The following is a 13,621-nucleotide window of genomic DNA, read 5'->3' as shown; positions in this document are numbered from 1 at the left end:
AAAAATCAGGTTTCAAACAGGGCGGCGTTGGCGTCGAGCCAACCTTGCAGCAGCAAGGCGGCAGCGATGGCGTCCACCGGGTTGTCGCGGTAACTGCCTTTCTGCCCGCCGCGCACCAGGCGTTCACCCTTGGCCTCGAAGGTGGTCAGGCGCTCGTCATGGGTATAGAAGGGCAGGTTGAAGCGGCCATTGAGCCGGCGGGCGAACTTTTCGGCGCGCAGGCACATATCGCTGGGCGTGCCGTCCATGTTCAGCGGCAGGCCGACCACCACGGCATCGGGTTTCCACTCCTTGATCAGCGCTTCGACCTGGTTCCAGTCCGGAACGCCATTCTGCGCCTTCAAGGTGCACAACTCGCGGGCCTGGCCGGTGATGACCTGGCCGACCGCCACGCCGATCTGTTTGGTGCCGTAATCGAAGCCCAGCAACAAGCGCAGCGCCATCAGGCGTGTCCTGCCTGGCTGGTCAGCAGGCTGAGGTTGACCCCCAACCGGCTGGCCGCCGCTTCCAGGCGCAGTTCGCTGCTGGTGTTGAACAGGATGTCGGCGTCGAACGGGCAGGTCAGCCAGGCGTTATCGGCCAGTTCGGCTTCCAGTTGCCCAGGTTCCCAGCCGGCATAGCCGAGGGCGATCAGGCTTTTCTCCGGGCCGACGCCGTCGGCGATGGCGAACAGCACGTCCTGGGAGGTGGACAGCGATACGCCGTCCAGGTCCACGGTGGCCTGGTATTTGGGGCCCGACGGGTGGAGTACGAAGCCGCGGTCGGTCTGCACCGGGCCGCCGATGAAAATCGGCACGTGCTGGCACAAGAGCGGCGGTTCAACGTCGGGGCGCAACTGCTCAAGAATGTCCGCCAGATTCAACTCCTGCGGGCGATTGATCACCAGCCCCATGGCCCCATTGGCCGTGTGCTCGACAATGTAGGTCAAGGTATGGGCAAAATTCGGATCGGCCATGTGCGGCATGGCGATCAGGAAGTGATGCTTGAGGTAGGTGGGGCTGACGTTTTTCATAGGCGCTAGTGTGGCGGCGCAGGGCCGAACTGACAAGCTGGGGATGTGCAGGAAATCGTCTGGCGGACACAAATCCCTTGTGGGAGCGAGCCTGCTCGCGATGCGGTGTATCAGTCGCTTCCATGCTGAATGACAAATGGCTTCGCGAGCAGGCTCGCTCCCACAGGATGTTCATACTGGCTAAAAGATTGGCGGTGTGTCAGTTACTGGACAGGCGGTCGCCCCGGGCGAATTTCCAGGTGCGGATGATTTCCAGCCGGTCGATGTCCGACAGATCGCCGGTAAACGGTGCGAACGGCGCGGCCAGGCGCACGATCCGCTGGGCGGCCTGGTCCAGCAGGGGTTGGCCGGAGGATTCGAGCACCAGCACTTCATACAACGAGCCGTCGCGGTTGATCGAGACCATTAGTCGCAGGTTGCCATAGATCTGTTTGCGCCGGGCTTCGTCGGGGTAGTTGAGGTTGCCGATGCGCTCGACCTTCTTGCGCCATTCGTCCTTGTACCAGGCGCCCTTGTCGCGCATGGTCGAGGCGGCGCTCAGGCGGTGGATGCGCGGGCGTTTGGCGTACAGCTGCTGTTCCTGGGCCAGTTCGGCTTCCAGGCTGGCGATGTCGCTGGACAACTGGGAACTGTCGAAAGTCGGTGCCGGGGCCTGGGGCTTGGGGTCAGGCTTGACCTCTTCCTTGGCCGGGGCTTTTTTCGGTTTTGGCGCCACGGTGGTCACGGCAGCCTTGGGCGCCGTTTCCTGCACTTCGGGCTTGGCGGCCGGCGGCGGGGTGACTTTCTGCACCGTGTTGTCCTGGAATGGCGCGATCTCGGTGGTCTTGGGAATCGCCTTTTTTTCCAGGGTGCCACTGCCTTGCTGGTTGTCCTGGGCCAGGAAATCCGCCTTCTTGGGCTTGGTTTCGCTCTTGAAGGTGGCCAGGGTGATTTCCAGGGTCTGGCTGATCTGCTTGGGCTCGACCGTGGCAAACCCTACACCCAGCAGCAGGGCCAGGTGGATCAGCGCCGCCAGGAACAGGGTAAAACCGAGGCGATCAGCCGGGCGCACGCCACGATGGGCGAGCTCTTGGGGCAGATCGGACGGGAGAGTCATGACAAGGAAACCAACATCGCGTTTTTTTCAGGCCGGGCATGATAACGCAATGTGGGTTTCCTTCAGCAGGATCTGGATCAACGAGCCTTGAGCTTCTGATCGATGGCATCCATCAGCATCCCGCCGATGTCGGTGCCAAAGGCATTGTCGATCTCGCGGATGCAGGTCGGGCTGGTGACGTTGATTTCGGTCAGGTGCTCGCCAATCACGTCCAGGCCCACGAACAACAGGCCTTTCTCACGCAGGGTCGGACCGACCTGGGCGGCGATCCAGCGGTCCTTCTCGGTCAACGGACGGGCTTCGCCACGACCGCCAGCCGCCAGGTTGCCGCGGGTTTCGCCGGCTGCCGGAATGCGTGCCAGGCAGTAATCCACCGGTTCACCGTCGATCATCAGGATGCGCTTGTCGCCGTCGACGATGGCCGGCAGGTAGCCCTGGATCATGATCTGCTGCTTGCCGTGCAAGGTCAGGGTTTCCAGGATCACCGAAAGGTTCGGGTGGCCAGCGGTGTGACGGAAGATCGAGGAACCGCCCATGCCGTCCAGAGGCTTGAGGATCACGTCGCCGTGGTGGTCGGCAAATTCACGCAACACATCCGGGCGACGGCTGACGATGGTCGGCGGCGTGCACTGCGGGAACAGCGTGGCGAACAGTTTTTCGTTGCAGTCGCGCAGGCTCTGGGGCTTGTTGACCACCAATACACCGGCATTTTCGGCCTGCTCCAGCAGGTAGGTGGAGTAGACGAACTCCATGTCGAATGGCGGATCCTTGCGCATCAGGATCACGTCCAGGTCGCTCAGCAGCGCATCGCTTTCTTTGCCCAGTTCGAACCACTTTTCGGGGTTGGCGAAGACTTTCAGCGGCTTCATTCGCGCCCGGGCCTGGCCTTCGGCCTGGTAGAGGTCGCGCTGCTCCATGTAGAACAGCTCCCAGCCGCGCTTTTGAGCGGCCAGCAGCATGGCCAGCGAGCTATCCTTTTTATAGGAAATGCTGGCGATAGGGTCCATGACAATGCCGACGCGTACGCTCATGGCTTGGTTCCTCGAAAATTTGATAGGCACAAATGGCGTGAAAAAGTGGCGTCAGAGTGGCGCCCGGAAGATTAGCGGTCAAGGAAAAACCACCGCACCGCGCAGCCGATAGATCGGCGATGGAGACTGTGCTAAAAAGGCTGCCATGTGACGTGCGGGCCTTGAACATCAAGGGTTTGCGCTGTCGTTCACTCTTAAGCGTTAAAAACCGGTCCGCAGCGGCAATGGCAGAGCATCCGACGCAACAGCAACCCAGCGCCTTGAAGGTCATGGTCATCGACGACTCGAAGACCATCCGCCGCACCGCCGAAACCTTGCTGCGCAACGTGGGGTGCGAGGTGATCACGGCCATTGACGGCTTCGATGCGCTGGCCAAGATCGCCGATCATCACCCGGGCATTATCTTTGTCGACATCATGATGCCGCGCCTGGATGGCTACCAGACCTGTGCCCTGATCAAGAACAACAGCGCGTTCAAGGCCACGCCGGTGATCATGCTGTCGTCCCGGGACGGGCTGTTCGACAAGGCCAAGGGGCGCATCGTCGGTTCCGATCAGTTTTTGACCAAGCCGTTCAGCAAGGAAGAACTGCTGGGTGCGATACAAGCCCATGTTCCGGGCTTTACCGCTGTCCAGCCGCACCAGGCACATTAATGACGCTTGGCCACCAGGCCAGGGGTCGACAAAAATGGGGAACACCATGGCACGTATTCTGATCGTCGATGATTCGCCGACTGAAATGTACAAACTGACTGGCATGCTGGAAAGGCACGGCCATCAGGTCCTGAAGGCCGAAAACGGTGCCGACGGCGTAGCCCTGGCCCGCCAGGAAAAGCCCGATGCCGTGTTGATGGACATCGTCATGCCCGGCCTCAACGGGTTCCAGGCCACGCGCCAGTTGACCAAGGACCCGGACACCGGCCATATCCCGGTGATCATCATCACCACCAAGGACCAGGACACCGACAAGGTCTGGGGCACGCGCCAAGGGGCGAAGGATTACCTGACCAAACCGGTGGACGAAGAAACCCTGATCGCGACCCTGAACAAAGTGTTGGCGGGTTGACGACGCGGTCATGAGCCAATCCCTGACGGCCTTCGAGCTGCTGCTGCAGATCGATCGACGCTGCCGGTTGCTGGGGGCGGACCTGCCGTCCCAGCCGATCCATCGCGCCGGTTGGAGTGGCATCGGCTTTCGCCTGGGCGATCATTGGTACGTGGCCCCCATGAGCGAAGTCAGTGAAGTGCTGCACGAGCCGCGTTACACGCACTTGCCCGGGGTCAAGCCATGGGTTCGTGGTGTGGCTAACCTGCGTGGGCGATTGTTGCCGCTGATGGACTTGTGCGGCTTCTTCGGTCATGAGCTGTCGTCCGTGCGCAAGCAGCGTCGGGTACTGGTGGTGGACCATGACGAGGTGTTCACCGGGTTGCTGGTGGATGAGGTGCTCGGGCTGCAGCATTTTGCCCAGGACAGCCTGGAAACGACGTTTGCGGACGGCCTCGACGGCCCGGAGGCGGCCTTTGTCAAAGGTCGTTTTCGCGGCGAGCGCCAGTGGCAGGTGTTCAGCCCGTTTGCCTTGACGCGCTCGCCGGGGTTCATGGATGTGGCAATTTAACAAGATGCAACATAGCCCCTTGTGGGAGCGAGCCTGCTCGCGATTGCGGCGGTACAGCTTGCATCAGTGTTGAATGTGTCGCGGCCATCGCGAGCAGGCTCGCTCCCACATTGGTGCGGCGTTGAGTTGGTTGGATTGGGCAGTACAGGCGAGAACCGATGATCAAAGCAAAAACAGGCAAGCCACTGGAAGCGTCGCGCAGTCGTTCGCAGATCATCGTGCTGTTCGTCGCGTTGATTGTCTTCATCATGCTGCTATTCGCCAACTTCGCTTACCTCAACACGCAATCCACCTACGACAAGCAGTACATCGGCCACGCCGGTGAATTGCGCGTGCTGTCCCAGCGCATTGCCAAGAACGCCACCGAAGCCGCCGCGGGCAAGGCTGCGGCGTTCAAGCTGTTGAGCGATGCACGCAACGATTTCGCCCAGCGCTGGAGCTACCTGAAGCAGGGCGATCCGGTGACCGGCCTGCCACCGGCACCCGCCACCCTGCGTCCGCAGATGCGCGCCGTGCAGCTGGATTGGGAGCGCTTGCTGAAAAATACCGATGCCATCCTCTCCAGCGAGCAGACCGTCCTGTCGCTGCATCAAGTGGCGGCGACCCTGGCCGAAACCGTGCCGCAGTTGCAGGTCGAATACGAAAAAGTCGTCGAGATCCTGCTCCAGCGTGGCGCGCCCGCCACGCAGGTGGCCATGGCCCAGCGCCAGTCGCTGCTGGCCGAACGGATTCTCGGCGCGGTGAACACCGTGCTGGCCGGGGACGAAAACGCCAGCCAGGCCGCCGACACCTTTGGTCGCGATGCCGCGCGCTTCGGCCAGGTGCTCAATGGCATGTTGCAGGGTGACCCGGCCTTGAAAATCTCCCAGGTCCAGGACCGCGACGCCCGGGCGCGCCTGGCTGAAATCAGCGAACTCTTCGAATTCGTCTCCGGTTCGGTGGACGAAATCCTGGAAACCTCCCCGGAGCTATTCAAGGTCCGCGAATCGGCGGGCAACATTTTCAACCTGTCGCAAACCCTGCTCGACGAAGCTTCGCACCTGGCCACGGCTTTCGAGAACCTGGCCGGTGGGCGCGCCGCCAACAGCATTGGCGGCTATGTGCTGGGGCTGCTGGCGCTGATGTCGATCATCCTGATCGGGCTGGTGATGGTCCGCGAAACCAACCGCCAGTTGCGCGAAACCGCAGAAAAGAATGAGCGCAACCAGAACGCGATCATGCGTCTTCTGGACGAAATCGAAGACTTGGCCGACGGCGACTTGACCGTCACCGCGTCGGTCACCGAAGACTTCACCGGCACCATCGCCGATTCCATCAATTACTCGGTGGATCAACTGCGCGATCTGGTCGCCACCATCAACCTCACTGCCGGGCAGGTCGCCGCTGCGGTGCAGGAGACCCAGGCCACGGCCATGCACCTGGCCCAGGCTTCCGAGCACCAGGCCCAGCAGATCAGCGAAGCATCGACTTCAATTAATGAAATGGCCCAGTCCATCGATCAGGTCTCGGCCAATGCCGCCGAATCGTCGGCGGTGGCCGAGCGCTCGGTAGAGATCGCCAACAAAGGTAACGAGGTGGTGCACAACACCATTCATGGCATGGACAACATTCGCGAGCAGATCCAGGACACCGCCAAGCGCATCAAGCGCCTGGGGGAGTCGTCCCAGGAAATTGGCGACATTGTCAGCCTGATCGATGATATTGCCGACCAGACCAACATCCTGGCCCTCAACGCCGCCATCCAGGCGTCCATGGCCGGTGATGCCGGGCGCGGGTTCGCGGTGGTGGCCGATGAAGTGCAGCGGCTGGCGGAGCGCTCCTCGGCGGCGACCCGGCAGATCGAGACCCTGGTGCGGGCGATCCAGGCCGACACCAACGAGGCGGTGATCTCCATGGAGCAGACCACCACCGAAGTGGTACGCGGCGCACGACTGGCCCAGGATGCCGGTGTGGCCCTGGAAGAAATCGAAGGGGTGTCCAAGACTCTGGCGGCGCTGATCCAGAGCATTTCCAACGCGGCCCAGCAACAAACCACTTCGGCGGGGCAGATATCCTTGACCATGAACGTGATCCAGCAGATCACCACGCAGACCTCGTCCGGTTCCACCGCCACTGCCGAGAGCATTGGCAACCTGGCGAAAATGGCCAGCCAGCTACGCCGTTCGGTGTCGGGGTTTACCTTGCCGGCGGGGCCGGTGGCGGATGAGGAAAAAGGGTGACTGGTTTGACCTGTCTGGTGGTGAAGATCATTTGTGGCGAGGGGGGTTATCCCCGCTGGACTGCGAAGCAGTCCCAAAATAGCCAGTCTGGGACATAGATGGTGGATTCAGCATTTTTGGGGGCCGCTTCGCGCCCCAGCGGGGTGGTGCGACGTTTCGCTAAATCCCCTCGCCACAGGATTTGGAGTGGTTATGGGTGATCGGCACGATTATGTGGCCCTGGAATGGGTCAAGGGCGAGATTGCCGAAACGCTGAAGCAGGCCCATCAGGCCCTCAACCGCCTGGTGGACGATCCGCAGGCGTCGGATGCCCTCGGGCAATGCCTGGCCTGCATTCATCAGGTCCACGGCGGCCTGCAGATGGTCGAGTTCTACGGCGCGGCATTGTTGGCCGAGGAAATGGAGCAGCTGTGCGCCGCCCTGCAGGACAACCGCATCGTTCATCGCGACGAAGCCATCAGCCTGTTGAGCCAGGCTCTGGGGCAATTGCCGATCTACCTGGACCGCATACAGGGCGCGCGCCGCGACCTGCCGCTGGTGGTGCTGCCGCTGATCAACGATCTGCGCAGCGCCCGTGGCGAGAGCCTGTTGTCGGAGACCAGCCTGTTCAGCCCCGAGTTGCCGGAGATTGCACCACTCAGCGACGAGGCCTTGAAGCGCCTCGAACCGCCGGACTTGCCAGGCACCCTGCGCAAATTGCGCCAGACCCTGCAAATGGCCCTGGTGGGCCTGCTGCGCGAACAGGATGACGCCACCCACCTCGGTTATCTGGCCAAGGTCTTTCATCGCCTGGAGGGGTTATGTGCCGGAGCGCCGCTCAATGCCCTCTGGCAGGTGGCATCGGCCCTGGTCGAAGGCATGCGCGAGGGGCGCATCGGCAACAGCCCGGCGCTGCGCAGCCTGTTCAAGGAGGCCGACAAGGAACTCAAGCGGCTGTTGGACCAGGGCATGCCGGGTATCAATCAACCGGCGCCGCCACACCTGCTCAAGAGCTTGTTGTTCTATATTGCCAAGGCCGAACATCCCAGCGGGCAGATGCAGATCATGAAAGAACGCTACTCACTGGACGATGCGCTGCCGGACAGCGCCATGGTCGACGAAGAACGGGCGCGCCTGGCCGGGCCCGACCGCGATGCCATGCGCTCGGTGCTCACTGCGCTCTGCGAAGAGTTGGTGCGGGTCAAGGAGCGGCTCGACCTGTTCGTGCGCAGCGACCGCCAGCACGCCTCGGAACTGGACAGCCTGCTGGCGCCCCTGCGACAGATCGCCGATACCCTGGCGGTGCTCGGTTTCGGCCAGCCGCGCAAGGTCATCATCGATCAACTGGCGGTGGTGTTGAGCCTCGCCCAGGGCCAGCGCGAGCCCGATGACGCGACCCTCATGGACGTCGCCGGCGCCTTGCTCTACGTCGAGGCCACCCTGGCCGGCATGGTTGGTACTGTCGAACCCGAGAGCCGCGAAGAAAGCCACCTGCCCACCACCGACCTGACCCAGATCCACCAGATCGTCATAAAGGAAGCCCACACCTGTCTGCAGCAGGCCAAGGACATGATCGTCGACTACATCGACGCCGACTGGAACCGCGAGCAACTGCAGGCCTTGCCGGCGTTGTTGACCCAGGTTCGTGGCGCCCTGGCGATGATCCCCCTGAGCCGCGCCGCCAGTCTGGTGGAGGCGTGCAACGCTTTCATCCGCGAACATCTGCTGCTGGACCAGGCCCAGCCGGGCTGGGAGGCGCTCGACCACCTGGCCGACGTGATCACCGGCTTGGAGTACTACCTGGAGCGTTTGAGCGAAGACCCGGAAACCCCCGGTGAACCTTTGTTGGACGCGGTTGAGCGTAGCCTCGCCGCCCTCGGTTATTTCCCCGACGAAGCCCGGGTGCCATTGCTTGACGATGTGCTGAGCCCCAACGAAGCCCTGTTGATGCAGGACTTGCAGGAGCTCAATGACCCACAGACGGTGCAATCCTTGGCCGAAGTACTGGCCAGTCCGGTCTCGGCGGTCAACCCGCCAGCCAGGACTACCCCGGGTAGCCTGCTGCCGCCGCCGCTGGATGAGCACCCGGTGGACGATGAGCTGCGCGAGGTCTTTCTCGAAGAAACCGGTGAAGTGCTGGATATCCTGCGTGAGTACCTGCCGCGCTGGACGGCTCACCCCGACGACCGTGGCGCCCTGAGTGAACTGCGCCGGGCCTTCCATACCCTCAAGGGCAGCGGTCGGATGGTCCGGGCGCTGGTGCTCGGTGAGCTGGCCTGGGCCGTGGAAAACCTGCTCAACCGAGTGCTGGAGCGCAGCGTCGAAGCCGATGCGTCGGTGCGGCAGTTGATCGAGGAAACGGTGCAATTGCTTCCCGCGCTGGTCAGCGAGTTCGCCGCCCATCGCCAGCGTCAGCGTGACGACGTCGACCGCCTGGCTGTCCGCGCGCATGCCCTGGCCAAGGGCGGTGACGAGGAAGATGAAGACGAGCAGGATGTGGTCGCCCTCGATCCGTTGCTGCTGAAGATCTTCGACAACGAAGCCCAGGGCCATCTCGCCAGCCTCAATCGCTTTCTTGACCAGGCTGCCGAGCACCTGCCGCTGCAGGCCAGTGATGAATTGCAACGGGCCTTGCATACCCTCAAGGGCAGCGCCTCCATGGCCGGCGTACTGCCGATTGCCGAACTGGCCGGCGCGATGGACGAACTGGCCCGGGAATACAAGGCGCACCTGATTGCCCTCGACCTGGATGAAGTCGAACTGTTGCTGGAGGCCGAAGGCCTGCTACGCCTGGGCCTGCGCCAGTTACACAGTGAACCGTTGGCGCCGATCCCAGGTGCCGAGGATCTGATCCAACGAGCCCAGGCGCTGTTGGCCGGGCGCCTGCAAGCGGCCCTCAGTGCACCGGACAAAGGCTTGCGGACCAGGCGGGATCCACAACTGATCAACAACTTCCTCGCCCAGGGCATGGACATCCTGCTGGACGCCGAAAGCCTGTTGCAGCGCTGGCAGCAGCACCCTGGCGAAGGCCAGGAACTGAGTGCGCTGCTGGATGAGTTGACCACCCTTGGCGAAGGCGCGCACCTGGCCGACTTGCACCCGATAGACGAACTCTGCGAAGCCTTGCTGGACCTTTATGGCGCGGTGGAAGAAAGCAGCCTGACGGTCAGCGACGGGTTTTTCCAGGAAGCGCAACGCGCCCATGAAGCCCTGATCGACATGCTCGATGAGCTGGCCGCCGGGCAACATGTGCGTCCGCAACCCGAACGCGTGCAAGCCTTGCGCAGCCTGCTCGAGACCAGCCTCGACCCATCGGCCACCGGCCTGATCCGCAGCGATGGCAGCCGCACCCTGAGCATCCGCGAATTGGGCAGTGCGACGGCCGAACTCGAACGCAGCGCCCCGGCCGATACCAGCGTGGACGACGACATCGCCGCGATCTTCCTCGAAGAGGCCCAGGACATCCTCGAAAGCGCCGCCCAGGCGCTGCAGCGCTGGTTGGCCGATCCGGAGAACGGTGCGCCGCTGTCTTCGCTGCAACGTGACCTGCACACCCTCAAGGGCGGCGCGAAGATGGCAGACGTGCGGCCAGTGAGCGACCTGGCCCAGGAGCTGGAAAATCTTTACGAAGGGTTGGTGGACCGCCGCTACAGCTATAGCGAGGAACTGGCGCAACTGCTCAACAGCAGCCACGAACGCCTCGACCTGTTGCTCGGGCAGTTGCAGCAGGGTCAGCCGTTGGGCGATCCCGTTGCACTGATCGATGCCATTCGCCGTTTCCGTCAGGACAAGCCCAATCCTATGGAGTCGGCCGACCCGAACCGGGGCGAAGGGGCCGGGCATGATCCGGAACTGCTGGAAATCTTCCTTGAGGAAGGCTTCGACATCCTCGACAGCTCGGGCGCGGCGTTGCTGCGCTGGCAGGAAGATCCGTCGAACCGCCAGGCCGTAGAAACCTTGCTACGGGACTTGCACACCCTCAAGGGCGGCGCGCGGATGGTGGAAATCGTGCCCATCGGCGACCTGGCCCATGAGCTGGAGAACCTGTATGAAGGCCTGTCGGCGGGGCTGTTGCAGCCGACTCCGGCGCTGTTCGCCTTGTTGCAAAGCAGCCATGACCGAATCGCCCAGATGCTCGACGCAGTGCGCGCCGGCCAACCGTGTCCGTTGGCGGACCGGCTGATCGCACAGATCCAGGCGGTGAACCATCCGCAGGAGCGCGAGGCGCCCGAAGCCGTCTCTGCCCCGGAACCGGCTCCGGCTCCGGCCCCGTCGCCTGCACCTGCCAGAACCGAGCCCGCGGCACCGGGCGACGGTGCGGACATGGTCAAGGTCTCCGCCGAACTGCTCGATGACCTGGTGAACCTGGCCGGTGAAACCTCGATTTTCCGTGGACGCATCGAACAGCAGGTCAACGACGCGCGCGTGGCGTTGAGCGAGATGGAAACCACCATCGAACGGATGCGTGATCAGTTGCGTCGTCTCGATACTGAAACCCAGGGGCGGATCCTCAGCCGTCAGCAGGTAGAGGCCGAGCGCCTGGGCTATGAAGAGTTCGATCCACTGGAAATGGACCGCCATTCCCAGTTGCAGCAGTTGTCCCGGGCGCTGTTCGAATCCGCCTCGGATCTGCTCGACCTCAAGGAGACCCTAGACCGCAGCAACCACGATGCCGAGAATTTACTGCAACAGCAGGGGCGCATTAACACCGAACTCCAGGAAGGTCTGATGCGTACGCGCATGGTGCCGTTCGAGCGCATGTTGCCGCGCCTCAAACGCATCGTCCGGCAAGTGGCCCAGGAACTGGGCAAAGACGTGGAGTTCGTGGTCGGCAACGCCGACGGCGAGATGGATCGCAACGTGTTGGAGCGCATGGCTGCGCCTCTGGAGCACATGCTGCGCAACGCCGTCGACCATGGCCTGGAACCGGCCGATGTGCGCATTGCCGCTGGCAAACCGGCCCGTGGGCGCATCAGCCTCGACCTGTCCCGGGAAGGTGGCGACATCATTTTCGACATCCGCGACGACGGCGCTGGCGTACCGCTGGATGCGGTGCGGCGCAAGGCGATCAAGCGCGGCTTGCTCGCCCCTGACAGCGACATGAACGACCGCGACGTGCTGCAGTTCATCCTGCAGCCGGGGTTTTCCACCGCGGAAAAAATCACCCAGATCTCCGGGCGCGGCGTCGGCATGGACGTGGTCCATGAAGAGGTGCGGCAACTGGGCGGCAGCATGGTCATCGACTCCACGCCGGGGCAGGGCGTGCATTTTCGCATCCGCCTGCCGTTTACCGTGGCGGTCAACCGGGCGTTGATGGTGCAGTGTCATGAAGACCAGTACGCGATTCCGCTGAACACCATCGAAAGCATCGTCCGGGTGCTACCCGCCGAGCTGGATGGCTATTACCAGCTCGACCCTCCGAGCTACACCTACGCAGGGCAACGCTATGAGCTGTGCTACCTGGGTGAGCTACTGAAAACCGGCGCTCGTCCGAAACTGCTGGGCCAGAGCCAACCCTTGCCAGTGCTGCTGATGCAGTGCAACGAACGACATATCGCGGTGCAGGTGGACTCGACCGCCGGTACCCGGGAGATCGTGGTCAAGAGCCTCGGCCCGCAGTTCTCGGCGGTGCAGGGCCTGTCTGGGGCGACCATCCTGGGGGATGGCCGGGTGGTATTGATCCTCGACCTGCTGGCGCCGATCCGCGCCTTGCCCCACCAAGTCCCGCGCCACTCGGCAGCGTCGCAAGGCGAGGGCGAACATCAGCGGCCGCTGTTGGTGTTGGTGGTGGACGACTCGGTGACGGTCCGCAAGGTCACCAGCCGCCTGCTGGAGCGCCATGGCATGCACGTGCTCACCGCCAAGGACGGTGTGGACGCCATGGCGTTGCTGGCCGAGCACTCCCCGGACCTGATGCTGCTGGACATCGAGATGCCGCGCATGGACGGCTTCGAAGTGGCCACACAGGTGCGCAATGACCCGCGCCTGGCGCACCTGCCAATCATCATGATCACCTCCCGCACCGGCCAGAAACACCGCGACCGTGCCATGGCTATTGGCGTCAACGACTACCTGGGCAAGCCGTACCAGGAATCGGTGCTGCTCGACAGCATCGCCCACTGGAGCAAGACCCATGCATGAGCACCGCACCAGCCACCTCACCGGCCTGTTGCTGCCCCTGGCCGACCGGCATCTGATCCTGCCCAACGTGGCCGTGGCCGAACTGATCGACTATCAAAGCAGCGCCTTCGATATGGACACCCCGCCGTGGTTCCTCGGTTGGGTGAGCTGGCGCGAGCGACAAATCCCACTGCTGAGCTTCGAATCGGCCTGTGGCCAGAAAACCGTGATTGGCGAGCGAGCACGCATTGTCATCCTCAACGCCTTGGGCGGGCGCCCGGAGCTGCGCTTCATCGCGCTGCTGGTGCAAGGCATCCCGCGCTCCTACAAGCTCGACACTCAGCTGAGCTACGTCGATGTACCGCTGTGCGGGCTGGAACAGGCGGCGGTGCAAGTGGGCGAGCATGTGGCGAAAGTGCCGGATTTGTTGGCGTTGGAAGAATTGGTGGTGGCCGCGGGGTTGGTTCAACACCACAAACCCTGAGCCATGCACATCTTCTCTGTGGGAGCGAGCTTGCTCGCGAAGCGGCCTTATAGCCGACCTGTTTC

The 13,621-nt window shown here is 62.9% G+C and carries 10 protein-coding genes; 6 read left to right on the top strand and 4 right to left on the bottom strand.

All coding sequences use genetic code 11. The annotated features are described in order from the left end of the window. Window positions 1-5: 5 nt before the first annotated feature. The 4 genes from ruvX to gshB all read right to left on the bottom strand — a co-directional run bounded on the left by ruvX (window position 6) and on the right by gshB (window position 3,139). Complete coding sequence (ruvX, locus tag J9870_RS27520) at window positions 6-443, bottom strand: Holliday junction resolvase RuvX (RefSeq protein WP_109752386.1); 438 nt, start codon at window positions 441-443, stop codon at window positions 6-8. Further along, entirely contained in the window at window positions 443-1,012 is a 570-nt protein-coding gene (locus tag J9870_RS27515; RefSeq protein ID WP_018609528.1) for a YqgE/AlgH family protein, read from the bottom strand. The genes ruvX and J9870_RS27515 overlap by 1 nt, the downstream gene beginning before the upstream one ends. 199 nt (window positions 1,013-1,211) lie before the next feature. Further along, the gene (locus J9870_RS27510; protein ID WP_210641768.1) at window positions 1,212-2,108 is read right to left on the bottom strand and encodes an energy transducer TonB; all 897 of its coding nucleotides are present in this window, start codon (window positions 2,106-2,108) and stop codon (window positions 1,212-1,214) included. 77 nt (window positions 2,109-2,185) lie between these two features. Continuing rightward, window positions 2,186-3,139 (bottom strand): glutathione synthase, encoded by a 954-nt coding sequence (gene gshB / locus J9870_RS27505; RefSeq protein WP_210641766.1) that lies wholly within the window; start codon window positions 3,137-3,139, stop codon window positions 2,186-2,188. 224 nt (window positions 3,140-3,363) lie between these two features. Here gshB and J9870_RS27500 point away from each other — a divergent pair, with 224 nt between their 5' ends. The 6 genes from J9870_RS27500 (at window position 3,364) to J9870_RS27475 (ending at window position 13,556) form a co-directional block, all read left to right on the top strand. Continuing rightward, complete coding sequence (locus tag J9870_RS27500) at window positions 3,364-3,792, top strand: response regulator (protein WP_210641764.1); 429 nt, start codon at window positions 3,364-3,366, stop codon at window positions 3,790-3,792. Window positions 3,793-3,838: 46 nt separating this feature from the next. After that, a complete protein-coding gene (gene pilH, locus J9870_RS27495; RefSeq protein WP_210641763.1) occupies window positions 3,839-4,204 on the top strand; it encodes a twitching motility response regulator PilH in 366 nt (121 codons plus the stop codon). Between the two features lie 10 nt (window positions 4,205-4,214). Next, a complete protein-coding gene (locus J9870_RS27490) occupies window positions 4,215-4,754 on the top strand; it encodes a chemotaxis protein CheW (RefSeq protein WP_210641761.1) in 540 nt (179 codons plus the stop codon). A gap of 158 nt (window positions 4,755-4,912) precedes the next feature. Further along, a complete protein-coding gene (locus J9870_RS27485) occupies window positions 4,913-6,973 on the top strand; it encodes a methyl-accepting chemotaxis protein (RefSeq protein ID WP_210641759.1) in 2,061 nt (686 codons plus the stop codon). A 192-nt stretch (window positions 6,974-7,165) separates the two neighbouring features. Continuing rightward, complete coding sequence (locus tag J9870_RS27480; RefSeq protein ID WP_210641756.1) at window positions 7,166-13,093, top strand: Hpt domain-containing protein; 5,928 nt, start codon at window positions 7,166-7,168, stop codon at window positions 13,091-13,093. Continuing rightward, window positions 13,086-13,556, top strand: a complete 471-nt coding sequence (locus J9870_RS27475) for a chemotaxis protein CheW (protein ID WP_210641755.1) — start codon at window positions 13,086-13,088, stop codon at window positions 13,554-13,556. The genes J9870_RS27480 and J9870_RS27475 overlap by 8 nt, the downstream gene beginning before the upstream one ends. Window positions 13,557-13,621: the final 65 nt, after the last annotated feature.

It is taken from the genome of Pseudomonas sp. Tri1, assembly GCF_017968885.1.
GTDB lineage: Bacteria > Pseudomonadota > Gammaproteobacteria > Pseudomonadales > Pseudomonadaceae > Aquipseudomonas.
This window is presented reverse-complemented; position numbering and strand designations above follow the sequence as displayed.

What these genes read in the sequence shown, in the direction of transcription:
- ruvX (WP_109752386.1), bottom strand. Translation starts at nt 443, where the DNA reads ATGGCGCTGCGCTTGTTGCTGGGCTTCGATTACGGCACCAAACAGATC.
- J9870_RS27515 (WP_018609528.1), bottom strand. Translation starts at nt 1,012, where the DNA reads ATGAAAAACGTCAGCCCCACCTACCTCAAGCATCACTTCCTGATCGCC.
- J9870_RS27510 (WP_210641768.1), bottom strand. Translation starts at nt 2,108, where the DNA reads ATGACTCTCCCGTCCGATCTGCCCCAAGAGCTCGCCCATCGTGGCGTG.
- gshB (WP_210641766.1), bottom strand. Translation starts at nt 3,139, where the DNA reads ATGAGCGTACGCGTCGGCATTGTCATGGACCCTATCGCCAGCATTTCC.
- J9870_RS27500 (WP_210641764.1), top strand. Translation starts at nt 3,364, where the DNA reads ATGGCAGAGCATCCGACGCAACAGCAACCCAGCGCCTTGAAGGTCATG.
- pilH (WP_210641763.1), top strand. Translation starts at nt 3,839, where the DNA reads ATGGCACGTATTCTGATCGTCGATGATTCGCCGACTGAAATGTACAAA.
- J9870_RS27490 (WP_210641761.1), top strand. Translation starts at nt 4,215, where the DNA reads ATGAGCCAATCCCTGACGGCCTTCGAGCTGCTGCTGCAGATCGATCGA.
- J9870_RS27485 (WP_210641759.1), top strand. Translation starts at nt 4,913, where the DNA reads ATGATCAAAGCAAAAACAGGCAAGCCACTGGAAGCGTCGCGCAGTCGT.
- J9870_RS27480 (WP_210641756.1), top strand. Translation starts at nt 7,166, where the DNA reads ATGGGTGATCGGCACGATTATGTGGCCCTGGAATGGGTCAAGGGCGAG.
- J9870_RS27475 (WP_210641755.1), top strand. Translation starts at nt 13,086, where the DNA reads ATGCATGAGCACCGCACCAGCCACCTCACCGGCCTGTTGCTGCCCCTG.